Below are 25,526 nucleotides of genomic sequence, written 5' to 3'. Positions count from 1 at the left end.
TCACACCTCGGCCTGCTGCCGGGCGAGGTTCTCTTCCACTTCCTTTGCCCAGACCTCGTTCGCCCGCGTGGTGTCCACTTCGAACTCGAAGCGCCGCGTCATGTCCTCGGTCACGTCGGCGGCGTCGACGTAGAACTGGTCGTACCAGCGCCGGAGCTGGTAGACGGGCCCGTCCTCCTCGCAGAGCAACGGGTTGTCGATGCGCGTCTTGTTCTTCCAGATCTCCACGTCCTGCATGAACCCGGTGCCGATGCTCTCGGCGAACTTGCCCGCGATCTTGTCCGCCTGCTCGTCGGACACGCCCGGCAGCTTCTTCACGATCACGCCCCACTGCAGCACGAACGAGTTCTCCGTGACCGGGTAGTGGCAGTTGATCAGCACGTTCTCGATCTCGAGGCCCTTGTAGGTGTTGAGCAGCGTGTTGATCATGTAGGACGGCCCGAAGTACGACGCCTCCGAGCGGAGCAGGTTCTCCTCGCCGCCGTAGTTCGACGCCATGCCGACGTCCGGGCGGCCCTTGGTGTTCAGGTACTGCGTCGCGATGTGCCCCTCGAAGACGTTCTTGAAGTACGTCGGGAAGGCGAAGTGGATGTAGAAGAAGTGGGCCATGTCGACGACGTTGTCCACGATCTCCCGGCAGTTGGCGCCCTCGATCAGCACCGAGTCCCAGGTCCAGTTGCTCCACTCGCCGTTGAACACACCCTCGATACGGGGGATCACCACGTCCTCCGGAGGCGGGTTGCCCTCCGGGTCGTTCCACACGAACAGCTGTTTGTTCTCCTCGAGGGTGGTCCACGACTTCGTGCGCGCCCGCAGCGGAACCCGCTTGGCGTAGGGGATCGAGACGCACTTGCCGCTGCCGCTCCAGCGCCAGTCGTGGAACGGGCAGGCGATCTCGTTGCCCTTGACGGTGCCCTGGGTGAGATCACCGCCCATGTGCCTGCAGTATCCGTCGAGCACGTTGAGGCCGCCGTCCTCGCCCTGGAACACCACGAGCTTCGTGCCGAAGGCGTTGATCGCGTGCGGCTTGCCGTCCTTGAAGTGCTCGGCCAGCCCGAGACAGTGCCAGCCGCGGGCGAACCTGGCCGGCGGCGCGCCCGCGTCGATCGTGCGAACGGCTTCTGCCTGCGTCATTGCGTACCTCCAGCTTGCTGTGCCGTGGCGTGCCTGCGATTCTTGGCGGCGATGTGCTGTGCCGCAAGGTAGCCGAAGACCATCGCCGGCCCGATCGTCGCGCCGGGACCGGCGTAGGTCCGGCCCATCACGGCGGCGCTGGCGTTGCCCGCCGCGTACAGTCCCTCGATCACCGTGCCGTCCTCGCGCAGCACGCGGGCGTGCACGTCCGTGCGCAGCCCGCCCTTCGTGCCGAGGTCGCCCGGCACGATCTTGACGGCGTAGAACGGGGCGAGCTCCAGCGCTCCCAGACTCGGGTTCGGCCGGTTGCGGGGGTCGCCGTAGTAGTGGTCGTAGGCGCTGCGCCCGCGCCCGAAGTCCTCGTCGGTGCCGGTCCGCGCGAAGGCGTTGAACCGCTCGACCGTGGCGGTCAGCGCGTCGGCGGGCACCTCGATGCGCTCGGCGAGCGCGGCCAGCGTGTCCGCCTTGGCCGCGATCCCGGCCTTGAACCAGCGCCCGGGAAGCGGCTGGCGCGGACCGAGCCCGGTGAACATGTACCGGTTGCGGTAGCGCTGGTCGAACACCAGCCAGGTCGGGATGTTGCGGGCAGGCCCGTCGCCGGGGCCGTACATCGCGTGCACCGCCTCGACGTAGGGCGCCGACTCGTTGACGAACCGCTCGCCGCGGGCGTTCACCATGAGGCAGCCGGGGCGGGAACGTTCGGCCAGCGCGAACCACGGCCCGCCGGTGAGCGGAATCGAAGGGCCCCACCAGGCGTCGTCCATCAGGTCCGTGGCCGCACCGAGGGCGAGCCCTGCGGTGATGCCGTCACCGGTGTTGGCCTCGGCGCCCACGGTCCAGTCGGTGCCGATCGGCGGGCGCTGGTACTTGCGGCGCAGCTCGTCGTTGTGCTCGAAGCCGCCGGAGGCGAGCACGACCCCGCGTCGCGCGCGGAGCAGCGTCCGCTGTCCGGCGCGCTCGGCGTACACGCCGGTGACCACGCCGTCCTCGGTGTGCAGCCCGGTCATCGGGGTGGACAGCCACACGGGCACGTCCGCACGCTGCAGTCCCGCGCGCAGCCCGGCGGAGAGCGCCTGGCCCATCGACAGCAGGCGTTTGCCGGTGAGCCTGCCCGCGAGCCCCCGTGCGCCGAGCCGCAACAGCCGCAGCACCCCGCGCGGGTGCCTGGCGATCAGGCTCAGCCAGCGGAAGTCGGCCTGGGTGAGTGGCACGCCGAGCGGCGGGGCGCTGTAGGGCGGCTCCAGGTTCGCCAGTTCCGCGCCGAGCACGTGGCCGTCCAGCGGTTTCGGCTCGACCGAGCGACCGCCGGCCCGGCCGCCGGGTGCCTCGGGGTGGTAGTCGGAGTAGCCGCGCACCCATTCCAGCCGCAGCGGCGTGTGCTCGTGCACGAACGCGACCACGTCGGGGCCGTGCGCGAGGTAGACCTCGCGGCGCTCGGCGGGCACGACGTCGCCGACGATCGCGTCCAGGTACTCCCGGGCGGCCTCGGGCGTGTCCTCGATCCCGGCGGCGCGCAGGGCCTCGTTGTTCGGGATCCACACGCCTCCGCCGGAGCGGGCGGTGGAGCCGCCGAAGCGCGCCGCCTTCTCGATGAGCACGACCTCGAGGCCCTGCCGGGCGGCGGCGAGCGCGGCCGTCATGCCGGCCGCGCCGCTGCCGACCACGACGACGTCGGCCGCTACGACCTCGTCAGCCATGCCACCTCCAAAACCTGGAACAAGTTATAAGTCTTCGCGCTGCTGCTCGCTGCCGTTGCAGTCACGATAGACGAGAACGTGTTTCAGTTCTAGGGTAGGCGGTGTGGCGAGGCGTGCAACGGAGATGGCAGAGGTCACTGAGGTTACCGATGTCGGCGATATCGCCGACGTGATCGTCGTCGGTTTCGGCGCGGCGGGCGCGTGCGCGGCGATCGAGGCCGCCGAGGCGGGTGCCGACGTGCTGGTCGTCGACCGGTTCGGCGGCGGAGGCGCGAGCGCGGTCAGCGGCGGCGTCGTGTACGCGGGCGGAGGTACCGACCAGCAGCGCGAGGCCGGGGTGGACGACTCGGTCGACGCGATGTACGAGTACCTCCGGCTGGAGGTGGGCGACGTGGTCTCCGCGGCGACCCTGCGCCGCTTCTGCGCGGAGAGCACCGGCATGATCGGCTGGCTGCAACGGCATGGCGTGCCGTTCGAGGGCAGCCTGTGCCCGGTGAAGACGTCCTACCCGAACAACGACCACTACCTGTACTACTCGGGCAGCGAGGCGGCGGGCGGCTTCTGCGACGCGGCCAGGCCCGCCGCGAGGGGGCACCGGGTGAAGGGCAAGGGCACCTCCGGGGCGGTGCTGTTCGCCCGGCTGGCCGCGGCGGCGCGGCAGGCCGGCGTGCGGGTGCGCTCGCAGACCACCGCACACTCGCTCGTCGTCGGCGACGACGGAACGGTCACCGGCCTGGTCGTGACGACGCTGCGCGGCGCACCGGCGTGGGTGCGCACCGCCCACCGGGTGCTGGGCCGGTACTCGGCCAAGCCGGGACTCTACGTACCGGCGCTGCGCAGGTTCCTGCAGCGCGGGGTGGTGGCCCTCGAGCGTGCGCACGCGCGCGAGGTGCGGCTCACCGTGCGGCACGGTGTGGTGCTGTCCGCGGGCGGGTTCATCGCCGACCGGGCGATGGTCCGCGAGCACGCGCCCGCCTACCGGGGCGGCCTCGCGCTCGGCACCGCGGGCGACGATGGCTCCGGCATCCGGCTCGGCACCGGGGCCGGGGCGGCGACGGCGGAGCTGGACCGGGTCTCGGCGTGGCGGTTCATCACCCCGCCGAGCGCGTTTCTCGGCGGGGTCCTCGTCGACGCCGGAGGCGAGCGGATCATCGACGAGTCGCGGTACGGCGCCGCGGTCGGCGAGGCCATGATCGTCCGCCACGGCGGCTGTGGCTGGCTGCTCGTCGACGACGCCATCGTGCGGCAGGCGCGGCGGGAGGCGCGCCGCGAAAGCCAGTGGTTCCAGTGGCTGCAGACCCTGTATCTGTTGCGCCGGGGCCGCGTGAGCGCCGGGACGCTCCCCGAGGTGGCCCGCCTCGCCGGTGTCGACCCGGACGGCCTGGCCGAGACGGTGTGGGCCTACAACGCCGGGGGAGCGGACCCGATGGGCAAGCCGGCCGCGTTCGTCCGGCCGCTGCGAACGCCGCCGTACTCGCTGATCGACGTCTCGATCAAGCCGAACCTCGGCTACCCGTGCCCGATGCTGACGCTCGGCGGGCTCGTCGTCGACGAGGAGAGCGGGCAGGTCCGCGACGAGGGCGGAGCGCCGATCGGCGGGCTCTACGCGGCCGGTCGCACGGCGGTGGGGATCTGTTCCAGGTCCTACGTGAGCGGGCTGTCGCTGGCGGACTGCGTCTTCTCCGGGCGCCGTGCCGGGTGGCACAGCGCACGGACGCTGGCGCGTGACAAAAACGAGAACATGTTCTAGTCTTGGCCGGGTAAGACGAGGTGAACGGGCATGATTCGTGAGCAGGAACGGGGCGGAGTATGAGCGAGCAGGGCACCGACGCGGTGATCGCCGGGATCCGGGAGCTACTGCCCACCCTGCGCGAACGCGCGCAGGAGGCGGAGGACGCACGGCGGATCCCGGACGAGTCGATCAAGGCCCTGCAGGAGACCGGCTTCTTCAAGCTGCTGCAGCCGAAGCCCTACGGCGGTTACGAGGCCGACCCGGTCACGTTCTACACGGCCGTCAAGCTCATCTCGGCCGCGTGCGGCTCGACCGGCTGGGTCGCCTCGATCCTCGGCGTGCATCCCTGGCACCTGGCGCTGTTCGACGCGCAGGCGCAGGAGGACGTCTGGGCGGACGACGTGAACGTCCGGATCTCCTCGTCGTACGCCCCGATGGGCAAGGCGCGGGTGACCGAGGGCGGCTACCGCCTCACCGGCAAGTGGAGCTTCTCGTCCGGCTGTGACCACGCGACCTGGGTGCTGCTCGGCGCGCCCGCGTTCGACGCGGAGGACAAGCCGGTCGACTTCTGTACCTATCTGCTGCCGATCGGCGACTACGCGATCGACGACGTGTGGGACACGGTGGGCCTGCGCGGCACCGGCAGCAACGACATCGTCGTCGACGACGTGTTCGTGCCGGCACACCGGGCGCTGAGCTTCATGGCCACGTCCAAGTGCAAGACGCCCGGCCAGGAGGTCAACCCCGGGCCGCTCTACAAGCTGCCGTACGGCTCCGTGCACCCGAGCACGATCACCGCGCCGATCATCGGCATGGCGCAGGGCGCCTACGACGCGCACGTGGAGTACCAGCAGTCCCGCGTCCGCGCCGCGTACCTGGGCGAGCAGTCCAAAGAGGACCCCTTCGCCAAGGTGCGGATCGCCGAGGCGGCCAGTGAGATCGACGCCGCCTGGCTGCAGCTGACGCACAACATCGACGAGCTGTACCAGCTCGCCTGCGCGGGGGAGAAGCTGCCGTTCGCCACGCGGCTGCGGGTGCGGCGCGACCAGGTCCGCGGCACCGAGCGCGCGATCGGCGCGATCGACCGGCTCTTCGAGAACTCCGGTGGCCGCGCACTGCGCACCGGCACGCCGATCCAGCGGTTCTGGCGCGACGCGCACGCCGGGCGCGTGCACGCGGCCAACGACCCGGAGCGGGCCTACACGATGTTCGGCACCGGCGCCTTCGGGCTGCCCGTCGAGAACGCGATGGTGTGAGCATGACCGAGGGCAGCTATGTCGAGGCGCGGCCGGGGCTGCGGCTGCACTACCACGAGGCGGGCGGCGAGCACCCCGAGACGGTGATCCTGCTGCACGGCGGCGGCCCCGGCGCGTCGGCGTGGAGCAACTTCTCCCGCAACATCGGCGTTTTCGCGAAGTCGTTCCGCACGATCGCCGTGGACCAGCCGGGTTTCGGCCGTTCCGACAAGCCGACCGAGCACCCGCAGTACTTCACGCACAGCGCCGGAGCGGTCGTCGGGCTGATGGACCGGCTCGGCATCGAGAAGGCCCATCTGGTCGGCAACTCGCTCGGTGGCGGTGCGGCGGTGCGCCTCGCGCTCGACCACCCGGATCGCGCAGGCCGCCTCGTGCTGATGGGGCCCGGCGGGCTGAGCCTCAACGTCTTCGCGCCCGATCCGACCGAGGGCGTCAAGAACCTGGCGCGCTTCGCCGCGCCACCGGGCCCCAGCAAGGAGAAGCTGGAGGCGTTCCTGCGGGTGATGGTCTACGACCAGTCGCTGATCACCGACGAGCTGGTCGAGGAGCGCTTCGCCGCGGCGAGCACGCCGGAGTCGCTGGCGGCGATGGCCGCGATGGGTGCCTCGTTCGCGAAGCCGGAGACCTACGAGCAGGGCCTGCTGTGGCGGGAGGCGCACCGGCTGCGGCAGCGGGTGCTGCTGATCTGGGGCCGCGAGGACCGGGTCAACCCGCTCGACGGCGCCCTGCTGGCGCTCAAGACCATTCCGCGCGCGCAGCTGCACGTGTTCGGCCGGTGCGGGCACTGGGCGCAACTGGAGAAGTTCGACGAGTTCAACCGGCTGGCCATCGACTTCCTGAACGGGGGCTGACAAATGGGGATCCGGTCGCTCGGATATCTGCGCATCGAGGCCACCGACATGGCGGCCTGGCGGGAGTACGGGCTCAAGGTGCTCGGCATGGTCGAGGGTGAGGGCGCCGATCCGGACGCACTGTACCTGCGGATGGACGACTTCCCGGCCCGGCTGGTGATCGTGCCAGGGGAGACCGACCGGCTCGCGCAGGCGGGGTGGGAGACCGCCAACGCCGCCGAGCTCGACGAGGTGCGGGGCCGGCTCGAGGAGCACGGCGTGCCGTACAAGGAGGGCACGGCCGAGCAGCGCGCGGACCGGCGCGTGCACGAGCTGATCACGTTCGACGACCCGTCGGGCAACACGCTGGAGGTCTTCCACGGGGTCGCGCTGCAGCACCGCCGCGTGGTGAGCCCGTACGGCCACTCGTTCGTCACCGGGGAGCAGGGGCTCGGCCACGTCGTACTGTCCACACACGACGACGAGGCGGCGCTGCGGTTCTACCGCGACGTGCTCGGCTTCCGGTTGCGGGACTCGATGCGGCTGCCGCCGCAGATGGTCGGCAGGCCCGAGGACGGCGAGCCCGCGTGGCTGCGTTTCTTCGGCTGCAACCCGCGCCACCACAGCCTCGCGTTCCTGCCGATGCCGACGCCGAGCGGGATCGTGCACCTGATGGTCGAGGTGGAGAACACCGACGACGTCGGCCTGTGCCTGGACCGGGCGCTGCGGCGGAAGGTGCCGATGTCGGCGACGCTCGGCCGGCACGTCAACGACCTGATGCTGTCGTTCTACATGAAGACGCCCGGCGGGTTCGACGTCGAGTTCGGCTGCGAGGGCAGGCAGGTGAGCGACGAGAGCTGGATCGCGCGGGAGAGCACGGCGGTGAGCCTGTGGGGGCACGACTTCTCCGTCGGGGCACGATGACCGTGACCGCCGCCGCCACCTTCGACTCGGCCCGCTTCCGGTCGGTTCTCGGCCACTTCTGCACCGGTGTCGCGGTGGTCACCGGGCACGACGGGCGGGAGCCGGTGGGCTTCGCGTGCCAGTCCTTCGCGGCGCTGTCGCTGGACCCGCCGCTCGTGCTGTTCTGCCCCGGCCGCAAGTCCCGCACCTGGCCGGTGATCGAGCGGACCGGGCACTTCGCGGTGAACGTGCTCGCCGGGGACCAGCAGGAGGTGAGCGCGGCATTCGGCGCGCGCGGCGCCGACAAGTTCGGCTCCGTCGACTGGTCGCGCGCACCGTCCGGGTCGCCGCTGCTGGCCGGCGCGCTGACGTGGATCGACTGCGCGATCGACGCGGTGCACGAGGCGGGCGACCACTACGTCGTGATCGGCCGGGTCACCGCGCTCGGTGAGGTGTCCGACGAGCGACCGCTGCTGTTCTTCCGGGGCGGCTACACGGTGACCGAGGACCGCTCGCCGGGCGAGCTGTTCCAGTGGCCGCGCCCCGACGACTGGTTCTGATCCGCGAGTCCCCCGCCCAGACCCGCGAGTCCCGGAATCGGGCCCGCGAGTTGCCCATCCAGGCCCGTGAGTTCCGCACTCAGGGTGCGCGCACGGGTTCAGCGGCGCGCGTCGTGGGCCTCCTTCGCGGCCCGCAGCACCTCCTCGGCGCGGCGGCCCTGTGCGCCGATCTCGCCGAGGGCGTAGCGGTAGACCTTGCCGTCGCGCAGATCCTCGAGCCTGCCGCCGAACCGCTTGCCGGCCGGCGTCAGCTCCAGCGTGTACGCCTGCCTGCTGAACACCAGCGCGAGGCGCCGCCGCTCGCGGAGCACGCGAAGATCGCGTACCTGCTTCCACGCCACCGAGAAGCCCCCGATGGGCTCCTGCTCAACGCCGAAGCCGTCCGGACCGACGGTGAGCAGGAGCTTCTGCCTGCCGAGCGCGACCACGAGCAGCGCGGCGAAGGCGATCATCGGCAGCCCTAGCACGAGGCCCTGAAGGCGGGCGAGGTCGCCGCCCACCGCCCCGGCGACGGCCAGCGCGGTGACGACGAGCCCTCCCGCACCGAGCAGCGCGGCCGCGATCCGGCGCAGCCGCCGCAGTTCGCGCAGGAGGTCGAGCACCACCACATCGGTCGAGCCGGAGGACATGCCACGGACGGTACCCGGGCGCGGAAGGCGGACACGCGTGCGGGACACGCGGACACGTGCGCGTGGAACACGGACACGCGGACGGCTCTACATTGGGCTCATGGCAGGTGCAGCACCACAGTCGGCCGCGGACAAGACCCTGTCCGTGCTGGAGGCCCTTGCGGACCACTCCCGCATCGCCGACCTCGCCACGGCGACCGCGCTGCCCAAACCCACCGTGCACCGCATCCTGCAGACCCTGGTCGCCCGCGGCTTCGCCCGGCCCGACGGGCACGGCGGCTACGTCGGCGGCCCCCGGATCCTGAGCCTGGCCGGGCGGTTCCTCCAGCGGCTCGACCTCGCCGAGCGGGTGCGCCCGCTGCTGCGTGAGCTACAGGAGGCGACCGGCTGGACGGTGCACCTCGCACTGCTCTCCGGTGACGAGGCGGTCTACGTCGCGAAGGTCGAGGGCGCGAAGCCCTACCACCTGGCCTCCCGCGTGGGCATGAGCCTGCGGCTGCACTGCACCTCCATCGGCAAGGCCGTGCTCGCCACGATGCCCGACGACGAGGTCCGCGCCCTGCTGCGCCGCACCGGGATGCCCGCCCGGACGCCGCAGACGCTCACCGACGAGGACATACTCGTCAAGGAACTCGCCGCGGTCCGCCGCGCCGGCTACGCCGAGGACCACGAGGAGAACGAGGCCGGGGTCCGCGCGGTCGGCGCCGCCGTGTTCGACCACACCGGGCAGGTCATCGGCGGCCTCTCGGCGGCGGTGCTCGTCCATCACGAAGGCGATGCCGAACCGCGCGCCGACCTCGTCATGCGCACCGCCCGCGAGGTGTCCCGGACCCTCGGCGGCTGAGCCGGAACGCTGTGACCGGCTTCACAAGCCGGAAACGTCGTGGCATCATATGGGCGTCAACATGGAATGGCATTCTGCCTGACGGAACGGAGTGGATGGTGCTGCTGGTCCCCGCCGACGCCCTGCGCGAGCTCGCCACCGGGATCCTCGTCTCGGTCGGTGCCTCGCCGGCGGACGCCGCGGTGGTGGCGGGCTCGCTGGTGCTGTCCAATCTGCTGGGCCACGACTCGCACGGGGTTCGCAGGCTCGGCTCGTACGTGGACGAGGTAGGCGAAGGGCGGATCGATCCCGCCGCACGGCCGAAGACCGAGCTGACCAGGCCCGGCACCCTCGCGGTCCACGGCCGCCGCGCGTTCGGCCAGCTCGCCGCCGCACACGCCGTCCGGGAGCTGCGGGCGGTCACCGCCGAGCACGGCACCGGCGTGGCGGCCATCAGCGAGTGCAACCACGTCGGCCGTCTCGGCGAGTACGTCGGCGCGCTGGCCGAGCACGGGTTCGTCGCCCTCGCGTTCGGCAACGCGGACCCGACCGTGGCGCCCTACGGGGGACGGGAACGCCGCATGGGCACCAATCCGCTCGCCTGGGCCGTGCCGCGGGCCGAGGGAGAGCCGCCGGTGGTGATGGACTGGGCGACCTCGGGGGTGGCCGAGGGCAAGCTCGCCCTCGCCCGCGATCGGGGCGAGCGCGTGCCGCCCGGCCTTGTGCTGGACCCCGAGGGCCGGCGCAGCACGGACCCGGCCGACTTCTACGCGGGCGGCGCACTGCTGCCGTTCGGCGGGCACAAGGGCTACGGGCTGAGCCTGCTGATCGAGATCGCAGGCGGTCTCCTTTCGGGAACGGGGATCGGCAGCATGCCCGGATACGCGGGCGGGTTCGGCACCGTGCTGGTGGCCGTCGACATCGCGGCGTTCACCGCACCGGAGACCTTCCGCGAGCAGGTCGAGAGCTTCTGCCGCCTGCTGGCCGCGACACCACCCGCGGAGGGGCACGAGGAGGTGCTCGTGCCGGGGGAGCCGGAGGAGCGCGTCCGGGCCGAACGAGACCGGAAGGGGATCCCGATCACGCAGGCCACCTGGCGCGAGCTGCAGGCGCTGCGCTCGCGTGCACCCGAAGATCCGAAGGAGCCAGGACTATGAAGCCGCAGGCCGTCAACGGGGACGGCATTACTCCGACCGCACCGAAAGAGCTCCGGCGCGTGGTTGGCGCCGCCGTGGTGGGCACCGCGCTGGAGTGGTACGACTTCTTCATCTACGGCACCGCCGTCGCGCTGGTGTTCAACGACCTGTTCTTCCCCAGCTTCGACCCGGCCGTCGGCACACTGGTCGGATTCGCGACGTTCGGTGTCGCGTTCCTGTTCCGGCCGCTGGGCGGGTTCGTCTTCGGCCATCTCGGCGACCGCATCGGGCGGCGGGCCACGCTCGTGCTCACCACCCTGGTCATGGGCCTGTCCACGGGCATCATCGGCCTGCTGCCGACCTACGACAGCATCGGCATCGCGGCCCCGATCCTGCTCACCGCGATGCGCGTGTGCCAGGGCCTCGGCGCCGGTGCCGAGTTCGGTGGGGCCTCCACGCTGCTGGCCGAGCACGCGCCTGCCGAGAGGCGGGGCTTCTTCACCTCGTTCGCGCAGACCGGCGTCCAGCTCGGACTGCTCTCGGGCACGGTGGTGTTCCTGATCGTCGGCCTGCTGCCCGAGGAAACCCTGCTCGGCTGGGCCTGGCGGATCCCGTTCCTGCTCAGCTTCGCCCTCATCGCGGTGTCGCTGTACGTGCGGCTGCGCGTAGCCGAGTCGCCGGTGTTCCGGCAGATGACGGCCAAGCAGCGGATGGTGCGGCTGCCGGTGTTCGAGGCGCTGCGGCGCTATCCCCGCAACTTCCTCGTCGGCATCGGCGCGCACATCTGCGACACCGCGGTGATCTACATCTACGCGACGTTCACCATCGCCTACATCCAGGAGACCCTCGGCCTGCCCCGGTGGGTCGCGCTGACCGGCGTGATCGCGTTCACCATCGTCGTGATCATCCTGCAGCCGGTGTACGGCGCGCTGTCGGACCGCATCGGCCGCAGGCCGCTCAACCTGTTCAGCGTCGTGTTCACGGCCGCGTTCGCGTTCCCGTTCTTCCTGTTGCTCGACACCAGGGAACCCGCGCTGATCTGGCTGGCGCTCATCGTCGCCACCGCGGGCGGTATCGCGCCGATGATCGCGGTGCAGCCCGCCTTCTACGCGGAGCTGTTCGGCGCGCGCGTGCGCTACAGCGGCTTCGCCGCGTCCCGTGAGCTCGGGGCCGCGCTCGCCGGGTTCTCGCCGCTGATCGCGAGCGCACTGCTGACCCAGGCCGGTGGCCGCCCGTGGCTCGTCGCCGTCTGGATCATCTTCACGGCCGTGGTGTCGTTCGTCGCGTTCGTGTACTCCCGGGAGTCCAGGCACCTGGACATCACGGCACCCGAGGTGGCCACGGCGCGGGTCCGTGCGGAGAGCTGAGCGGTGGACCTGAGCGGGTCGGTCGGGGTGGTCACCGGCGGCGGGACGGGGATCGGCAGGGCGACGGCCCTCGCCTTGGCCCGCGCCGGCGCAGGCGGGATCGTGCTGAACTACTCGCGGTCGGCGGACGAGGCCGGTGCGGTGGTGGCCGAGCTGAGGCAGCTCGGCTGCCCCGCGATCGCGGAGCGGGCCGACGTGGCCGACGACGACCAGGTGCGGGAGCTGGCCCGCCGGGCGCTGGACGAGTTCGGCCGCGTCGACGTGCTGGTGAACAACGCCGGTCTCACGCACGCGGTGCCGCACGAGGATCTCGCGGGCCTCACCGACGAGATGTGGCACCGCGTGCTGGACGTCAACCTGCTCGGTCCGTTCCACTGCGCGCGGGCCTTCGCGCCGCCGCTGGCGGAGGCCCGCGGGGCGGTGGTCAACGTCTCCTCGATCTCCGCCTACCGCGCAGGAGGCTCGTCGATCGCCTACGGCGTCAGCAAGGCGGCCCTGCTGCAGCTGACCCGGAACCTGGCGGTGGCGTTGGCACCCGACGTGCGGGTGAACGCGGTGGCGCCGGGAACGGTGGCCACGCGCTGGCAGGCCGGCCTGCACGGGCCGAGGGCTTCGCCGAGCGTGCCCGCGCCGAACGGGAGTCGGTGCCGCTGCGGCGCACGTCCGGGCCCGAGCACGTGGCGCAGGCCGTGCTCGGCCTGCTCGCGATGGACATGGTCACCGGCGAGGCCGTGATCGTGGACGGCGGCAAGCACGTGCGGTACTAGTGAGCGCATGGCGGATGATCAGGTGGCGGTGGTGACCGGAGCCGGTTCCGGGATCGGCAGGGAGGTCGCGACGGCGCTGCTGGCGGCCGGCTACCGGGTGGCGCTGGCCGGGCGGCGGGCCGAGCCGCTGCGGGAGACGGCCACGGAGGACACGGAGGCCACCGGCGCTCTTGTCGTGCCGACCGATGTCACCGACGCCGATGCCGTCGCCGCCCTGTTCGGCGAGGTCCGGGAGCGGTGGGGCCGCCTCGACCTGCTCTTCAACAACGCCGGGACCTTCGGCGTGCCGGGCTCGGTCGACACGCTGCCGGTGGACGACTGGCGGCGGACGGTCGACGTCAACCTCACGGGGATGTTCCTGTGCGCGCAGCAGGCGGTGCGGATGATGAAGGCCCAGCGGCCGCGGGGCGGGCGGATCATCAACAACGGCTCCGTCTCCGCGCACAGCCCGCGCCCGGAGAGCGTCGCGTACACGGCCACGAAACACGCGGTCACCGGGCTGACCAAGTCGATCTCCCTGGACGGCAGGGCGTTCGACATCGCGTGCGGGCAGATCGACATCGGCAACGCCGCCACGGACATGACGGCGGGTATCGCCGCCGGCGCGAAGCAGGCCGACGGCAGCGTGCGGCCGGAGCCCACGTTCGAAGCCCGGCACGTTGCGGAGGCCGTGCTCCACCTGGCCGGGCTGCCGCTCTCGGCCAACGTCCAGTTCCTCACGATCACGGCCACGGCCATGCCGTTCATCGGCCGCGGCTGACCGCGCCGCTCACCGCGGCCGGAGGGCCTGCGGGTCGTAGCGGCAGCGCGGGTCCCACAGGATGAAGGAGTCCATGCCGTTGTCCTCGGCCGCCTTGATCTGCGCCTGGATCTCGCGCGGCCCGTACCGCACCTGCATGCTGAACGCCTGCAGCCACGGAATCACCTCGGTGTGCGGGCTCCCCTGCACCTTCCGCGCGAAGGCGGCCAGCGACCGGGCGGTGATCTGGTAGGGCTGCCGTTCGGGGTCCTCGACCCCGTACTCGCCCGGCCCCCAGTGCGAGGGGTAGACCATCGGCGCGATGTAGTCGGCGTGCTCGGCCATGCTCGGAATGTCCTGCGCGACGAGCTCCGGCCGGTCGGCGGCTATGCCGAACACCGATGCGCCCAGCAGCGCCCCGTGCTCGCGCAGCGCGGGCCGGGTCTGTTCGAGGAAACCGGCGATCGCCTCCTCCGGGCTGGTGCCGAGGCCGGGAACCCGCATCTGCGACAGCAAGCCCTCCGGGCGGCGGATGTAGTCGTAGAGGATCTCGTCGAAGCCCAGCTCGGCGGCTTCCGCGGCGAGCGCCACGTTGTAGCCGCGCACGGCCGGGTCGGCGAAGTTGGTGAAGGCGTACTCGCCGTAGCCGCCGGTCCAGGCCGTGCCGTCGGCCTGCTGGATGACCCGCTCCCGGTGACCGCCGTGCCACGAGGCCTCGGCGAGGATGGGATCGCGGAACGCGACCACCCTGCCCACCACGCGCAGGCCGGCCTCGTGCAGTTGGCCGAGTGCGGCCCTGGCGTCGTAGTGCCCGCGTGCCGCGCCGATCTCCTGAGCCAGCGGCACCTGCGACGCGTAGCCGATCTCGCCGCTCTCGTCCTTGATGTCCAGCTGAACCGTGTCGATCCGGTTCTCCCTGGCCAGCCGCAGCACCGGCTCGCGCAGCGCCGGGCTCGCCCACGCCATCGCGGTCATGTGCACGGCACGCATCCCCGGGTGCCGCACGGGCAGCACGACGTCCTCGGCCGCCGTGTTGCCTGCCGCGTCCCTGGCCTCGACCGTGACCCTGCCCGTGCCCGGCGGGACCGGCACGGTGAACGTGCCGTCGTCGGCGACGGCCACCGGTTCGCTCCCGGCCCGCACGGAGTCGGCTCCGCGCGCGGAGCCGCGCACGGCACCGGGTTCGCCGGGCTCGACGGGTTCCACCGGCTCGATCTCCAGCGCCGGTGGCGTGGCGTCCACCGTGAAGTCGAGCACCGTCTCGCTGCCGGGCAGCGGCGCCACCCCGGCCGGCAGCCGGACGGCGAGGGTGTGCTCACCCTCGGCAGGCTCCCCAACGTCCAGCAGCAGGCGGTCGCCCTCCTGCCGGACCGGTACGGCCGAGTCGTCCAGCAGAACCTCGACCCGGTCGAGGTCACCGCCGGTGGTGACGGCCACCTCGCGCAGTGCCGCGGGCGCGACGACGGCACCGTCGGACAGCCCGGATACCGTGAGGTCGGCACGCGCCGAGAAGGCCAGCGCGACGAGTGACCCTGCCGCGGCGAGCGCCACGAGCGTGATGACGAGCAACGGCCTGCGGGGAAGAAACCGGCGTGCTGCCAACATGTGCCCCACCATGGCAGCCATGACCGCTTCGTGGGTGCTGTGCGGGCGCGCCGATCCGGAATGGCCCCCCACGCGGCCGGCAGGGCTGGATCGGAAGCGGCGGCGAACCAGCCGGCCCGGGGTTCGCCGCCGGGATGAGCGACTACTTCATGGCGGCGAGCTGGATCAGGTTGCCGCAGGTGTCGTCGAAGACGGCGGTGACCACCGGCCCCAGGTCGGTCGCGTCCTGGGTGAACTCGACGCCCAGCCCCTTGAGCCGCTCGACCTCGGCGTACACGTCGTCGACGGCGAACTGGGTGAACGGGATGCCGTCGTCGACCAGTGCCTTCTTGAACGGGCCCGCCGCAGGGTGGCCGTCCGGCTCCAGCAGCAGCTCGACGCCGCCCGGGTCGGCGGGGGAGACCACGGTGAGCCAGCGGGCCCCGCCGGCGGGCTCGTCGGTCTTCTTGATGAACCCCAGCTTCTCGGTGTAGAACGCAAGCGCCTTGGCCTGGTCGTCGACGAACACGCTGGTGATGTTGATGCGGATCACGGGTTCGGTTCCTCTCGGTCGATGGGCCACCGCTCGACGATCGAGCGCAGCGGGCTCGTGTCGATGTGGTGGAACTTGTACCGGCCCTGCCGCCGGGTGTGCACCAGGCCGGCCTGCTCGAGCACCGCGAGGTGCTGCGAGATGGCCTGGCGCGACGAGGCCAGGCCGTGCTTCATGGTCAGCCGGCCACAGATCTCGAACAGCGTCTGACCGTCCCTGTCGGTCAGCTCGTCCAGGATGGTGCGTCGCGTCGCGTCGCCGATGGCCTTGAACAGGTCGGGGTCGGAGTCCACGGGCACAGTTATAGGCAAGTCACAACTTGCCTGTCAAGGAACGCACGGCATTGTGCCTGGTCACTCCTCGTGAGTGCGCACACGAGTTAGAACACGGCTCCTCACTCACGACCGGAGCAGGCTGCTAACCCGCCGCGGCACCGACGAGGGCGGGGATGCGGGCCAGGTGCTCGTGCGGCTGCCCGAGCAGTTGCGCGGTGCCGTGCGCCCGCTTGAGGTAGCGGTGCGCGTCGTGCTCCCACGTGATCGCGATCCCGCCGTGCAACTGGATCATCTCGGCCGCCACCGCCGAGAACGCCTCCGAGCAGTACGCCTTGGCGACGGCCGCGAGCCGCGGGCGATCCGCCTCCGCCGCCTCCGCCGCCGCGTACGCCGCCGAGCGGGCCGTCTCGCTGAACACGTACAGATCGGCCATCCGGTGCTTGAGCGCCTGGAAGCCACCGATCGGCCTGCCGAACTGCCTGCGCTGCTTGGTGTACTCGACGGTGATCTCCAGCGCCCGTGCCGCCGCCCCGGCCTGCTCCGCGGCCAGCGCGACGCACGCGGCGTCCCGCGCGCGGCCCAGTGCGGCGCGGAAGTCGCCGCCGCCCAGCCGTGTTCCGCGCGCCCGTGCCAGTTCCACGACCGCGAGCGCACGGGTCTGGTCCATACCGGGGGAGCGGGTGCGGCGCACGCCGTCCAGGTCGGGGTCCACCTCGAACAGGCCGACCGTGCTGCCCGTGCCCGCGGCGACGAGCAGCAGGTCGGCGGCTTCACCGTCGACGACGTAGTGCGCCGTGCCGTCGAGGAGCCCGTCGCGGGCCGTGCAGGCCACCGTGCCGGGGTCCCAGCGGCCCGCCTCGCCCACCCAGGCCAGCGCCGCGGTGGTGCGGCCCTCGGCGAGTCCGGGCAGCAGCCGTGCGCAGGCCGCGTCGTCGCCCGAGGCGACGAGGGCGTACGAGGCGAGCACGGTGGACCCCAGGAACGGGCACGGGGTCAGCGTCCGGCCCAGTTCCTCGGCCACCACGGCGATCTCGGGCAGTCCCGCGCCGAACCCGCCGTAGCGTTCGGGGACCGGCAGGCCCGCCACGCCGACCTGCTCGCACAGCACCGCCCACGCCGTGCCCGGCTCTCGTTCCAGGACCGCGCGCACGGCGGCGCGCAACGCCCGCTGCTCGTCGGTGAACGTCATCGGCTCCGCCTGCCCGCTGTGACCGCGCCGAGCACCCGGCGGCGGTGGAACGCCTGCGTGCCCCACGCTCCCGCCAGCGCCCGCACCGTGGCCAGCCACCGGCCCAGCGGATGCTCCGCGGTGTAGCCGATCGCGCCGTGCACCTGCAGTCCGGTGCGCGCCGCGAGATACGCCGCGTCGGCCGCCGCGACCTTGGCCGCGGACACGTCGCGCGCGAGGTGTCCGCGGCCAAGGTTCTCGACGTTCTTCCCGCCCGCGGCCATCGCCACCGCCGCGCCGTAGAGCAACGGCTCCGCCAGCTCCAGCCGGGTGGCCACGTCCGCGAGCAGGTGCTTGATCGCCTGGTACTCGCCGATCGCCCTGCCGTACTGCCTGCGCTGGCGGGCGTACTCCACGGACCGCTCCAGCAGCCACCGGCCCGCGCCGAGCAGCTGTGCCGAGGTCGCCAGCACACCCCAGTCGAACGCGCGCCCGGTGTCGGCGCAGGTGGCGATCGCATCACCCACGGTGCTGCCGAACAGCCGGCGCGCCTGCGCCACCGAGGAGAGCCGCCGGCCGGGGGTGAACACCCGCAGCGTGCCGTCCTCGACCGCGATCCGCGTGTCGGCGACGTCGGCGTCCAGCGCGTACGGCACGTGCGGGTCCCAGCGCAGCGACGCGAGCGTCTCCCCGGCGGCGACCCCGGCCAGCAGCTCGTCGTCGAGCAGTGCCGGAAGCACCGCGGCGGTGTCCACCCACGGGCCCGGCACGCCGTGATAGCCGAGCCGCTCGAACGCCAGCGCCACGTCCACCGCGCCCGCGCCGAGACCGTCCCGGTGCTCGGGCACCGCCAGCGCGGGCACGCCGATCTCGGCCAGCCGCCACCAGAGCTTGAGCCCGGGCTCGTGCTCGCCCGCCGCCCAGCGCCGGGCGGCCGACTCGACGTCCACATCGGACAACAGGTCGTCCAGGCTGGTGCCGAACTGCCGTTGCTCGGCGGAGAACGCGAACCTCATCGTGGCCCCCTCGGCAGTCCGAGCAGCCGCTCCGCGACCGTGTTCCGCTGGATCTGGTCGGTGCCGCCGTAGATCGGTCCGGCGAGGGAGAACAGCCAGCCGTCCAGCCATTCGCCGCGCAGCTCCGCCTCGGGGCCGAGCAGGTCGAGCGCGGTCTCGTGCAGTGCCACGTCGAGGTGCGACCAGAACACCTTGTTCACGCTGGACTCCGGGCCGAGCGTCGCTCCCTCGGCGAGCCGGGTGACGGTGCCGAACGTGTAGAGCTGGTACGCCCGCGCGCCGATCCACGCGTCCACCACCCGCCCGGCCAGCGCGGTGTCGGCCGGATCGCCCCGGCGGCACCACAGGTCCACCAGCCGGTCGGCCGCCGCGAGGAACCGGCCGGGGCTGCGCAGGGAGAGGCCGCGCTCGTTGTTGGCCGTCGTCATCGCCACCCGCCAGCCGTCCCCCGGCTGGCCGATCACGTCGGAGTCCGGCACGAAAGCCCCGTCGAAGAAGATCTCGGCGAAGCCCGGCTCACCGTCCAGCTGCGCGATCGGGCGCACGCGCACACCCTCCGCCCGCAGGTCCACCATGAGGTAGGTCAGCCCGCGGTGCCGCTCACCGTCCGGGTCGCTGCGGAACAGGCCGAACGCGCGGTCGGCGAACGCGGCCCGCGAGCTCCACGTCTTCTGCCCGGACAGCAGCCAGCCGCCCTCGGTGCGGGTGGCCGTGCTGCGCAGGGCGGCGATGTCGCTGCCAGCGTCCGGTTCGGACCACGCCTGCGCCCACACCTGCTCGCCGCGGGCCATCGGCGGCAGGATGCGCCGCCGCTGCTCGGATGTGCCGTGCGAGAACAGTGTCGGCGCGAGCATGAACAGGCCGTTCTGGTTGACCCGGCCCGGCGCGCCCGCCGCGTAGTACTCCTCCTCGAACAGCAGCCATTCCAGCAGCCCGGCGTCCCGGCCGCCGTACTCCTCCGGCCACGACACGGCGGAAAGCCGCGCGGCGGCGAGCGTGGCCTCCCAGTCGCGGTGCTGCGCGAAGCCCTCGGCCGTGTCGAAGGACGCCAGCGGCTCGCGGGGAACGTTGTCCGCCAGCCATTCCCGCACCTCCTCGCGGAACGCCAGCGCGTGCGCGTCCAGCTCAAGGTCCACGGCTCAGCCCGTCCTGCCCGCGTCGCGCATCGACCGCGCGTCCTGCCCGCCGAGGGAGTCGCCGCCGGAGACCTCGGCGTTGTGCGCGTGCGCGAAGTGGTGCAGGCCGAACACCGAGTCCATCCCGCTGCGCAGGCCCATCAGGTCCTCGGCCTGGTTGACCGCCTTCTTCGCCAGCGCCAGGCCGAACCGGGGCATCCCGGCGATCCGCCCGGCCAGTGCCAGCGTCTCCGCCTCCAGGTCCGCCCGGGGGACGACCCGGTTCAGCATGCCCCACTCCTTCGCCTGCCGGGCACTGAACCGCTCGCCGGTGAACAGCACCTCCTTGGCCGCGCGAGGGCCGAGCACCCACGGGTGCGCGAAGTACTCGACACCGGGAATTCCCATCCGCACCACCGGGTCGGCGAAGAAGGCGTCCTCGGCAGCGACGATCAGGTCGCACACCCAGGCGAGCATGAGCGCGCCCGCCACACACGCGCCCTGCACGCTCGCGATGGTCGGCTTCGGGATCTCCCGCCAGCGGCGGCACATGCCGAGGTAGACCTCGGACTCGCGGGCGAAGCGCTGGTCGCCGCCCGCCTTGTCGACATGGTCCCACCACAGCACGGCCTTGTTCTCGAACGAGACGTCGGTGTCCCGGCCGGGGGAGCCGATGTCGTGTCCCGCGGAGAAGTGCTCACCCGCCCCGGCCAGCACGATCACCTTGACCTCGTCGTCCTCGACGGCCCTGGTGAACGCGGCGTCCAGCGCGTAGGTCATGGCCGAGTTCTGCGCGTTGCGGTACTCCGGCCGGTTCATCGTGACCAGGGCGACGCCGTCGCGCCGCTCGTAGCGCACCGTCTCCGTCATGCCCGCTCCCTCAGCTCTCGTTTCAGCACCTTGCCGGACGCGTTGCGGGGCAGCGCGTCCGTGAACTCGACCTCGCGCGGCACCTTGAAGTTGGCCAGCCGCTCCCGGCAGAACGCCAGCACGTCCGCCGGGGACAGCCGGTGCCCCGGCGTGCCGACGACGTAGGCCCTGCCGACCTCACCGAGCCGCTGGTCCGGCACCCCGACGACCGCCGCCTCGGCGACGCCGTCCAGCCGCGCGAGCACCTGCTCCACCTCGGCGGGGTAGACGTTGAACCCGCCGCAGATGTACATGTCCTTGATCCGGTCGGTGATGGTCAGGTAGCCGCGCTCGTCGAGGCTGCCGACATCGCCGGTGTGCAGCCAGCCCTGCTCGTCGATCGCCTTGCCGGTGGCCTCCGGGTCGTCCAGGTAGCCGAGCATCGTGTTGGGGCCACGCAGCAGGATCTCACCGTTGCCCGGGTCGGTCCGGACCTCGAAACCGGCGGCGGCGCGGCCCGAGGTCCGGGCGACGGTCTCCGCGTCGTCGCCGGGCCGGCACATGGTCGCCACCACCGCCTCGGTGAGCCCGTACGCGGTGAGCACGGTGTCGAAGGCCAGCTCCGAGCGCATGCGCTCGACCAGTGCCACCGGCACGGTCGTCGCTCCGGTCACGGCGAGGCGCAGGCTCGAAAGGTCGTACCGCGCCCGGTCCGGGTGGTCGAGCAGCACCTGGTAGATGGTCGGCGCGCCGGGCAGCACGGTGATCCGCTCCCGCTCGATCACCTCCATGGCCTGCCGGGCGTCGAACGTCACCTGCGGCACGAGCGTCGCGCCGCGCAGCAGCGCGGCGAGGATCCCGGCCTTGTAGCCGAAGCTGTGGAAGAACGGGTTGACGACGAGGTAGCGGTCCTCCGGGCCGAGTTCCGCGCAGTCCGCCCACGCCCCGGCCGTGCCGAGCGTGCGGCGGTGGCTGGTCATCGCGCCCTTGCTGCGGCCGGTGGTGCCGGAGGTGAACAGGATGTCGCCGACGTCCTCCGGGCCCACCGCGGCGGCGCGTGCGTCGGCGTCCGCCGTACCCCCGGTGGGCACGTCGCCCCACTCGAGCACGCCCTCCTCGGCCCCGCCGGTGCCTTCTGTGCCCTCTACGGGGATCCGCAGCACTGTCGCGGGCAGCGTCGCGCCCGCCTCGCGCAGCTGGCCGAGCCGGTCCACCCCGAGGAACGGACCCGCGACGACGAGGGCCGAGGCGGCGCTGCGGTCCAGGATGTCGCGCATCTCCGGGCCGGTGAACCGGGTGTTGACCGGCACCAGCGTCGCACCGGAGTACAGCGCGCCGAGCGCGGCGACCACCCAGTGCCAGGTGTTGGGCGAGCAGATCGCGACCCGGTCGCCCGCGGCGATGCCGCGCCGGACGAACAGCTCCGCGCAGCCGCGGACCCGCTCGTACAGATCGGCGTAGTCGAGCCGCACCGCTTCGTCCACCACGGCCTCACGCCCGGGGAACCGGCGGGCCGCAAGGGCGAGCACGGCCGGGACGGTGTCCGCGTCCTCGTCGATGCGCATCACAGTCTCCCTAGCAAGTGCTTGGTAGGGTAGCCTACGCAGAAGCTTCCGGTTTGAACAGAGGAGTCCTTCGTTGCTGGCGGAGCGGGACGGCGAGTTTCGGGAGCGGGTGCGGACCTGGCTCGCGGAGAACCTGACGGGCGAGTTCGCCGCGTTGCGCGGGCTCGGCGGGCCCGGCCGGGAGCACGAGGCGTTCGAGGAACGCCTGGCGTGGGAACGCCACCTGGCGGCGGCCGGGTGGACCTGCCTCGGCTGGCCTGCCGAGCACGGTGGCGCGGACGCGACGCTGGAACAGCAGGTGATCTTCCACGAGGAGTACGCCCGCTCCAGGGCACCGGCGAAGGTGAGCCACCTGGGCCAGGAGCTGCTCGGCCCCACGCTGATCGCGTCCGGCACGCCCGCGCAGCAGCGGCGGTTCCTGCCACGGATCCGGGCGGTGGAGGAACTGTGGTGCCAGGGCTACTCCGAGCCGGGCGCGGGCTCCGACCTGGCCGCCGTGTCCACCACCGCGACGCTCGACGGCGGCGAGTGGGTGCTGACCGGCCAGAAGGTGTGGACCTCGCTCGCGCACGTCGCCGACTGGTGTTTCGTGCTGGCGCGCACCGAACCCGGCTCGGCCCGGCACCGCGGACTGTCGTACCTGCTGGTGCCGATGCGGGCATCCGGCGTCGAGGTGCGGCCGATCCGGCAGCTCACCGGCACCTCCGAGTTCAACGAGGTCTTCTTCGACGGTGCCAGGACACCGGCGGACATGGTGGTGGGCGAGCCCGGCGACGGCTGGCGCGTGGCGATGGGCACGCTCGCCTACGAGCGGGGCGTCGCGACGCTGGGCCAGCAGGTCGGCTTCCGTCGCGAGCTGCGGTCGCTGACCGAGCTGGCCGAGCACAACGGCAGCGCCGCCGACCCGGCCGTGGCCGAGCGGCTCGCCCGGGCGTGGGCAGGGCTGGAGGTGTTGCGTGCGCACGCGCTGCGCACGCTCGGGGACACGGCCACCGGGGTGGCGGAGGTGTCGAAGCTGGTGTGGGCGAACTGGCACCGCGATCTCGGCGAGCTCGCGATGCTCGTGCGGGGCGCGGGCTCGCTCGTCGCCGAGCGCGAGCCGTACGAGCTGGACGAGTGGCAGCGGCTCTACCTGTTCAGCCGGGCCGACACCATCTACGGCGGCTCCAACGAGATCCAGCGCAACATCATCGCCGAGCGTGTGCTCGGCCTGCCGAGGGAGGCCCGCCCATGATCGCAGTCCCCGCCTACCCGGCAGGTGCCGACCTGCTGCACGGCAAGGTGGTCGTGGTCACCGCGGCGGCAGGCACCGGCATCGGCTCGGCCGCGGCGAAGCGCTGCCTCGAGGAAGGCGCCCGGGTGGTCGTCAGCGACGCGCACGAGCGCAGGCTGGGGGAGAAGGCCGAGGAGCTGGCCGGTTCCGGCGAGGTCCACGCGATCCCCTGCGACGTCACCGACGAGACACGGGTGCAGGCCCTCGTCGACGGTGCCGTGGAACGCTTCGGCCGGATCGACGTGCTGGTCAACAACGCCGGCCTCGGCGGAAGTAGATCCATTGTGGACATGAGCGACGAGGAGTGGTCGCGGGTGCTGGACGTGACGCTGAACGGCACGTTCCGCATGACGCGCGCCGTGCTGCGCCGGTTCATCGCACAGGGCGGTGGCGGCGCCGTGGTGAACAACGCCTCGGTGATCGGCTGGCGGGCCCAGGCCGAGCAGGCGCACTACGCGGCGGCGAAGGCCGGGGTGATGGCGCTGACCCGCTGCGCGGCGGTGGACGTCGCCGCGCACGGCATCCGGGTCAACGCGGTCGCACCGAGCCTGGCCATGCATCCCTACCTCGCCAAGGTGACCACCGACGAGCTGCTCGCCGAACTCACCGAGCGTGAGGTGTCCGGCAGGGCGGCGGAGCCGTGGGAGGTCGCGAATGTCATGGTGTTCCTCGCCAGTGACTACGCGTCCTACCTCACCGGCGAGGTCGTGTCCGTGAGCAGCCAACATGCGTGAGGTCGCGATGAACAAGGGATCGGGGCGGCGGGCGGAGCTGCTGGCGCTCGCCGCGAGGTTGTTCGCCGAGCGCGGCTACGTCTCCACGACCGTGCGCGACATCGCGGACGCGGCCGGCATCCTCTCCGGGAGCCTGTACCACCACTTCGACTCGAAGGAGTCGATGGCCGACGAGATCCTGCGCGGCTTCCTCGACGAGCTGTTCGGCACCTACGAGGAGATCGTCGCCGCGGACCTCGGGCCGCGCAGGACGCTGGAGGCGGTGGTGGTCGCCTCCTTCGAGGCGATCCACCGGATGCCGCACGAGGTCGCCATCTACCAGAACGAGGCGAAGCATCTCGCGCAGTCGCCGCGGTTCTCCTACCTGGACGAGCGCAACGCCGAGTTCCGCGAGCTGTGGAACCGGATCCTGGCCGACGGCGTGCACGCGGGCGTGTTCCGCGAGGACCTCGACGTCGAACTGGTCTACCGGTTCGTCCGTGACACGGTCTGGGTCGCCGTGCGCTGGTACAACCCCGAGGGCCCGCTGTCGGCCGACGCGGTCGCCAAGCAGTACCTCGGGATCCTGCTGGACGGGATCGCCACCGGCAGGCGCCGGGCGAGGAAGTGAGGAACGCGATGGCGCAGGCCTACATCATCGACGCGGTGCGCACGCCGGTCGGCAGGCGCGGTGGCGGGCTGAGTGCCGTGCACTCCGCCGACCTCGCCGCACACGTGCTCGGGTCGCTCGTCGAGCGCACCGGCGTCGACCCCGCGCTGGTCGACGACGTGATCCTGGGCTGCACGGACACGATCGGCGGCCAGGCGGGCAACATCGCGCGGACGGCGTGGCTGGCCGCCGGCCTGCCGGACCACGTGCCCGGGGTGACGATCGACCGGCAGTGCGGGTCGAGCCAGCAGGCCGTGCACTTCGCCGCGCAGGCGGTGCTGTCCGGCACGATGGACCTGGTGCTGGCCGGTGGAGTACAGAACATGAGCCGCATCCCGATCAGCGCGGCCATGCTCGCCGGGCGCGAGTACGGTTTCGACGACCCGTTCTCCGGCTCGCGGGGCTGGCAGCGCCGCTACGGTGACGCCGAGGTCTCGCAGTTCCACGGTGCGGAGATGATCGCCGAGCACTGGGACATCACCAGGCAGGCGATGGAGGAGTTCGCCTACCGCAGCCACCGGCGGGCCGTCGCGGCGATAGACGAGGGTCGCTTCGCCGCCGAGACCGTGCCCTTCGGCGATGTGAAGCACGACGAGGGCCCGCGGCGGGACACCAGCGCCGAGAAGATGGCCGGGCTGCCGCCGCTGCGCCCTGGATCGCGGCTCACGGCGGCGGTGGCCAGCCAGATCTCCGACGGGGCCAGCGCGACGCTGGTCGCGTCGGGGGACTTCGTGCGCGAGCACCGGCTGACGCCGCGGGCGCGGGTGCACCACATCTCGGTGCGGGCCGCGGACCCGGTGTGGATGCTGACCGGGCCGATCCCGGCGACGGCGCACGCGCTGCGGAAGACGGGACTGTCGGTGGACGACATCGACCTGTTCGAGGTCAACGAGGCGTTCGCCAGCGTGGTCCTGGCGTGGCTTGACGAGACCGGCGCCGACCCGGAGCGCGTCAACGTCAATGGCGGCGGCATCGCGCTGGGGCATCCCATCGGCGCGACCGGCACCAAGCTGTTCGCGACCCTGCTGCACGAGCTGGAGCGCCGCGGCGGCCGCTACGGCCTGCAGACGATGTGTGAGGGCGGCGGCACCGCCAACGTCACCATCATCGAACGCCTGTGACCGCCCTCCTCGTGAGTGCGTAACAGTGTTCTAACTCGCGTGCGCACTCAC

At 72.1% G+C, this 25,526-nt stretch carries 25 protein-coding genes; 14 read left to right on the top strand and 11 right to left on the bottom strand.

The annotated features are described in order from the left end of the window. Positions 1–1,134, bottom strand: a complete 1,134-nt coding sequence (locus tag JAP66_RS12305) for a 3-ketosteroid-9-alpha-monooxygenase, oxygenase component (protein WP_199431809.1) — start codon at positions 1,132–1,134, stop codon at positions 1–3. Then, a complete protein-coding gene (gene kstD, locus JAP66_RS12300) occupies positions 1,131–2,831 on the bottom strand; it encodes a 3-oxosteroid 1-dehydrogenase (protein ID WP_199431808.1) in 1,701 nt (566 codons plus the stop codon). The genes JAP66_RS12305 and kstD overlap by 4 nt, the downstream gene beginning before the upstream one ends. Positions 2,832–2,955: 124 nt before the next feature. Between kstD and JAP66_RS12295 the strand changes: the two genes are divergently transcribed. From JAP66_RS12295 to hsaB, 5 genes are read left to right on the top strand one after another with little or no spacing between them, the layout of a single operon-like run. Further along, positions 2,956–4,581 (top strand): FAD-binding protein, encoded by a 1,626-nt coding sequence (locus JAP66_RS12295; RefSeq protein ID WP_199431807.1) that lies wholly within the window; start codon positions 2,956–2,958, stop codon positions 4,579–4,581. A gap of 59 nt (positions 4,582–4,640) precedes the next feature. Beyond that, positions 4,641–5,819 (top strand): 3-hydroxy-9,10-secoandrosta-1,3,5(10)-triene-9,17-dione monooxygenase oxygenase subunit, encoded by a 1,179-nt coding sequence (hsaA, locus tag JAP66_RS12290; protein WP_199431806.1) that lies wholly within the window; start codon positions 4,641–4,643, stop codon positions 5,817–5,819. Between the two features lie 2 nt (positions 5,820–5,821). Then, positions 5,822–6,670, top strand: coding sequence for a 4,5:9,10-diseco-3-hydroxy-5,9,17-trioxoandrosta-1(10),2-diene-4-oate hydrolase (hsaD, locus tag JAP66_RS12285; RefSeq protein WP_199431805.1), 849 nt, complete (start codon positions 5,822–5,824; stop codon positions 6,668–6,670). A 3-nt stretch (positions 6,671–6,673) separates the two neighbouring features. Further along, positions 6,674–7,573, top strand: coding sequence for an iron-dependent extradiol dioxygenase HsaC (hsaC, locus tag JAP66_RS12280; RefSeq protein ID WP_199431804.1), 900 nt, complete (start codon positions 6,674–6,676; stop codon positions 7,571–7,573). Next, a complete protein-coding gene (gene hsaB / locus JAP66_RS12275) occupies positions 7,570–8,112 on the top strand; it encodes a 3-hydroxy-9,10-secoandrosta-1,3,5(10)-triene-9,17-dione monooxygenase reductase subunit (protein WP_199431803.1) in 543 nt (180 codons plus the stop codon). Before hsaC ends, hsaB begins: the two co-directional genes overlap by 4 nt. Before the next feature lie 98 nt (positions 8,113–8,210). On the opposite strand, the gene JAP66_RS12270 is transcribed toward hsaB, so the two are convergent. After that, positions 8,211–8,741: a hypothetical protein gene (locus JAP66_RS12270; RefSeq protein ID WP_199431802.1), complete on the bottom strand. Its 531-nt coding sequence runs from the start codon at positions 8,739–8,741 to the stop codon at positions 8,211–8,213. Positions 8,742–8,841: 100 nt separating this feature from the next. Between JAP66_RS12270 and JAP66_RS12265 the strand changes: the two genes are divergently transcribed. The 5 genes from JAP66_RS12265 (at position 8,842) to JAP66_RS12245 (ending at position 13,594) form a co-directional block, all read left to right on the top strand. Then, on the top strand, positions 8,842–9,585 hold the full coding sequence (locus JAP66_RS12265) for an IclR family transcriptional regulator (protein WP_199431801.1): 744 nt from the start codon (positions 8,842–8,844) through the stop codon (positions 9,583–9,585). 95 nt (positions 9,586–9,680) lie between these two features. After that, positions 9,681–10,721 carry an Ldh family oxidoreductase gene (locus JAP66_RS12260; protein ID WP_199431800.1) on the top strand — a complete coding sequence of 347 codons (1,041 nt, stop codon included), beginning with the start codon at positions 9,681–9,683 and terminating at the stop codon, positions 10,719–10,721. After that, positions 10,718–12,067, top strand: coding sequence for an MFS transporter (locus JAP66_RS12255; RefSeq protein ID WP_199431799.1), 1,350 nt, complete (start codon positions 10,718–10,720; stop codon positions 12,065–12,067). Before JAP66_RS12260 ends, JAP66_RS12255 begins: the two co-directional genes overlap by 4 nt. A 3-nt stretch (positions 12,068–12,070) precedes the next feature. After that, positions 12,071–12,802: an SDR family NAD(P)-dependent oxidoreductase gene (locus tag JAP66_RS12250; RefSeq protein ID WP_199431798.1), complete on the top strand. Its 732-nt coding sequence runs from the start codon at positions 12,071–12,073 to the stop codon at positions 12,800–12,802. Between the two features lie 39 nt (positions 12,803–12,841). Then, on the top strand, positions 12,842–13,594 hold the full coding sequence (locus tag JAP66_RS12245) for an SDR family oxidoreductase (RefSeq protein ID WP_199431797.1): 753 nt from the start codon (positions 12,842–12,844) through the stop codon (positions 13,592–13,594). Positions 13,595–13,603: 9 nt separating this feature from the next. Here JAP66_RS12245 and JAP66_RS12240 read toward each other — a convergent pair whose 3' ends face one another. From JAP66_RS12240 to JAP66_RS12205, 8 genes are all read right to left on the bottom strand, one after another. Next, positions 13,604–15,178, bottom strand: a complete 1,575-nt coding sequence (locus JAP66_RS12240) for a putative glycoside hydrolase (protein WP_199431796.1) — start codon at positions 15,176–15,178, stop codon at positions 13,604–13,606. Positions 15,179–15,320: 142 nt separating this feature from the next. Continuing rightward, positions 15,321–15,710 (bottom strand): VOC family protein, encoded by a 390-nt coding sequence (locus tag JAP66_RS12235; RefSeq protein WP_307849538.1) that lies wholly within the window; start codon positions 15,708–15,710, stop codon positions 15,321–15,323. After that, entirely contained in the window at positions 15,707–16,003 is a 297-nt protein-coding gene (locus JAP66_RS12230) for an ArsR/SmtB family transcription factor (RefSeq protein ID WP_199431795.1), read from the bottom strand. Before JAP66_RS12230 ends, JAP66_RS12235 begins: the two co-directional genes overlap by 4 nt. A gap of 124 nt (positions 16,004–16,127) precedes the next feature. Continuing rightward, positions 16,128–17,174, bottom strand: a complete 1,047-nt coding sequence (locus JAP66_RS12225; protein WP_199431794.1) for an acyl-CoA dehydrogenase family protein — start codon at positions 17,172–17,174, stop codon at positions 16,128–16,130. Continuing rightward, entirely contained in the window at positions 17,171–18,169 is a 999-nt protein-coding gene (locus JAP66_RS12220) for an acyl-CoA dehydrogenase family protein (protein ID WP_199431793.1), read from the bottom strand. The genes JAP66_RS12225 and JAP66_RS12220 overlap by 4 nt, the downstream gene beginning before the upstream one ends. Further along, positions 18,166–19,305, bottom strand: a complete 1,140-nt coding sequence (locus JAP66_RS12215) for an acyl-CoA dehydrogenase family protein (protein ID WP_199431792.1) — start codon at positions 19,303–19,305, stop codon at positions 18,166–18,168. Before JAP66_RS12215 ends, JAP66_RS12220 begins: the two co-directional genes overlap by 4 nt. A gap of 3 nt (positions 19,306–19,308) precedes the next feature. Continuing rightward, positions 19,309–20,154, bottom strand: a complete 846-nt coding sequence (locus JAP66_RS12210; protein WP_199431791.1) for an enoyl-CoA hydratase — start codon at positions 20,152–20,154, stop codon at positions 19,309–19,311. After that, on the bottom strand, positions 20,151–21,698 hold the full coding sequence (locus JAP66_RS12205) for a FadD3 family acyl-CoA ligase (RefSeq protein WP_199431790.1): 1,548 nt from the start codon (positions 21,696–21,698) through the stop codon (positions 20,151–20,153). The genes JAP66_RS12210 and JAP66_RS12205 overlap by 4 nt, the downstream gene beginning before the upstream one ends. Before the next feature lie 73 nt (positions 21,699–21,771). Here JAP66_RS12205 and JAP66_RS12200 point away from each other — a divergent pair, with 73 nt between their 5' ends. From JAP66_RS12200 to JAP66_RS12185, 4 genes are read left to right on the top strand one after another with little or no spacing between them, the layout of a single operon-like run. Continuing rightward, positions 21,772–22,932, top strand: coding sequence for an acyl-CoA dehydrogenase family protein (locus JAP66_RS12200; RefSeq protein ID WP_235998956.1), 1,161 nt, complete (start codon positions 21,772–21,774; stop codon positions 22,930–22,932). Continuing rightward, on the top strand, positions 22,929–23,705 hold the full coding sequence (locus tag JAP66_RS12195) for an SDR family oxidoreductase (RefSeq protein ID WP_199431789.1): 777 nt from the start codon (positions 22,929–22,931) through the stop codon (positions 23,703–23,705). Before JAP66_RS12200 ends, JAP66_RS12195 begins: the two co-directional genes overlap by 4 nt. Then, the gene (locus JAP66_RS12190; RefSeq protein WP_199431788.1) at positions 23,698–24,315 is read left to right on the top strand and encodes a TetR/AcrR family transcriptional regulator; all 618 of its coding nucleotides are present in this window, start codon (positions 23,698–23,700) and stop codon (positions 24,313–24,315) included. The genes JAP66_RS12195 and JAP66_RS12190 overlap by 8 nt, the downstream gene beginning before the upstream one ends. An 8-nt stretch (positions 24,316–24,323) precedes the next feature. Then, positions 24,324–25,475: an acetyl-CoA C-acetyltransferase gene (locus JAP66_RS12185; protein ID WP_199431787.1), complete on the top strand. Its 1,152-nt coding sequence runs from the start codon at positions 24,324–24,326 to the stop codon at positions 25,473–25,475. Positions 25,476–25,526: the final 51 nt, after the last annotated feature.

This window comes from Qaidamihabitans albus, assembly GCF_016464705.1.
GTDB lineage: Bacteria > Actinomycetota > Actinomycetes > Mycobacteriales > Pseudonocardiaceae > Qaidamihabitans > Qaidamihabitans albus.
This window is presented reverse-complemented; position numbering and strand designations above follow the sequence as displayed.

Excerpts from the sequence above, each read along its gene's own strand:
- JAP66_RS12305 (WP_199431809.1), bottom strand. The coding sequence starts at position 1,134 with ATGACGCAGGCAGAAGCCGTTCGCACGATCGACGCGGGCGCGCCGCCG.
- JAP66_RS12185 (WP_199431787.1), top strand. The coding sequence starts at position 24,324 with ATGGCGCAGGCCTACATCATCGACGCGGTGCGCACGCCGGTCGGCAGG.
- JAP66_RS12260 (WP_199431800.1), top strand. The coding sequence starts at position 9,681 with ATGGTGCTGCTGGTCCCCGCCGACGCCCTGCGCGAGCTCGCCACCGGG.
- JAP66_RS12225 (WP_199431794.1), bottom strand. The coding sequence starts at position 17,174 with ATGACGTTCACCGACGAGCAGCGGGCGTTGCGCGCCGCCGTGCGCGCG.
- JAP66_RS12195 (WP_199431789.1), top strand. The coding sequence starts at position 22,929 with ATGATCGCAGTCCCCGCCTACCCGGCAGGTGCCGACCTGCTGCACGGC.
- hsaB (WP_199431803.1), top strand. The coding sequence starts at position 7,570 with ATGACCGTGACCGCCGCCGCCACCTTCGACTCGGCCCGCTTCCGGTCG.
- JAP66_RS12190 (WP_199431788.1), top strand. The coding sequence starts at position 23,698 with ATGCGTGAGGTCGCGATGAACAAGGGATCGGGGCGGCGGGCGGAGCTG.
- hsaA (WP_199431806.1), top strand. The coding sequence starts at position 4,641 with ATGAGCGAGCAGGGCACCGACGCGGTGATCGCCGGGATCCGGGAGCTA.
- JAP66_RS12240 (WP_199431796.1), bottom strand. The coding sequence starts at position 15,178 with ATGTTGGCAGCACGCCGGTTTCTTCCCCGCAGGCCGTTGCTCGTCATC.
- JAP66_RS12270 (WP_199431802.1), bottom strand. The coding sequence starts at position 8,741 with ATGTCCTCCGGCTCGACCGATGTGGTGGTGCTCGACCTCCTGCGCGAA.
- JAP66_RS12220 (WP_199431793.1), bottom strand. The coding sequence starts at position 18,169 with ATGAGGTTCGCGTTCTCCGCCGAGCAACGGCAGTTCGGCACCAGCCTG.
- kstD (WP_199431808.1), bottom strand. The coding sequence starts at position 2,831 with ATGGCTGACGAGGTCGTAGCGGCCGACGTCGTCGTGGTCGGCAGCGGC.
- JAP66_RS12210 (WP_199431791.1), bottom strand. The coding sequence starts at position 20,154 with ATGACGGAGACGGTGCGCTACGAGCGGCGCGACGGCGTCGCCCTGGTC.
- JAP66_RS12205 (WP_199431790.1), bottom strand. The coding sequence starts at position 21,698 with ATGCGCATCGACGAGGACGCGGACACCGTCCCGGCCGTGCTCGCCCTT.
- JAP66_RS12295 (WP_199431807.1), top strand. The coding sequence starts at position 2,956 with ATGGCAGAGGTCACTGAGGTTACCGATGTCGGCGATATCGCCGACGTG.
- JAP66_RS12245 (WP_199431797.1), top strand. The coding sequence starts at position 12,842 with ATGGCGGATGATCAGGTGGCGGTGGTGACCGGAGCCGGTTCCGGGATC.
- JAP66_RS12265 (WP_199431801.1), top strand. The coding sequence starts at position 8,842 with ATGGCAGGTGCAGCACCACAGTCGGCCGCGGACAAGACCCTGTCCGTG.
- hsaD (WP_199431805.1), top strand. The coding sequence starts at position 5,822 with ATGACCGAGGGCAGCTATGTCGAGGCGCGGCCGGGGCTGCGGCTGCAC.
- JAP66_RS12255 (WP_199431799.1), top strand. The coding sequence starts at position 10,718 with ATGAAGCCGCAGGCCGTCAACGGGGACGGCATTACTCCGACCGCACCG.
- hsaC (WP_199431804.1), top strand. The coding sequence starts at position 6,674 with ATGGGGATCCGGTCGCTCGGATATCTGCGCATCGAGGCCACCGACATG.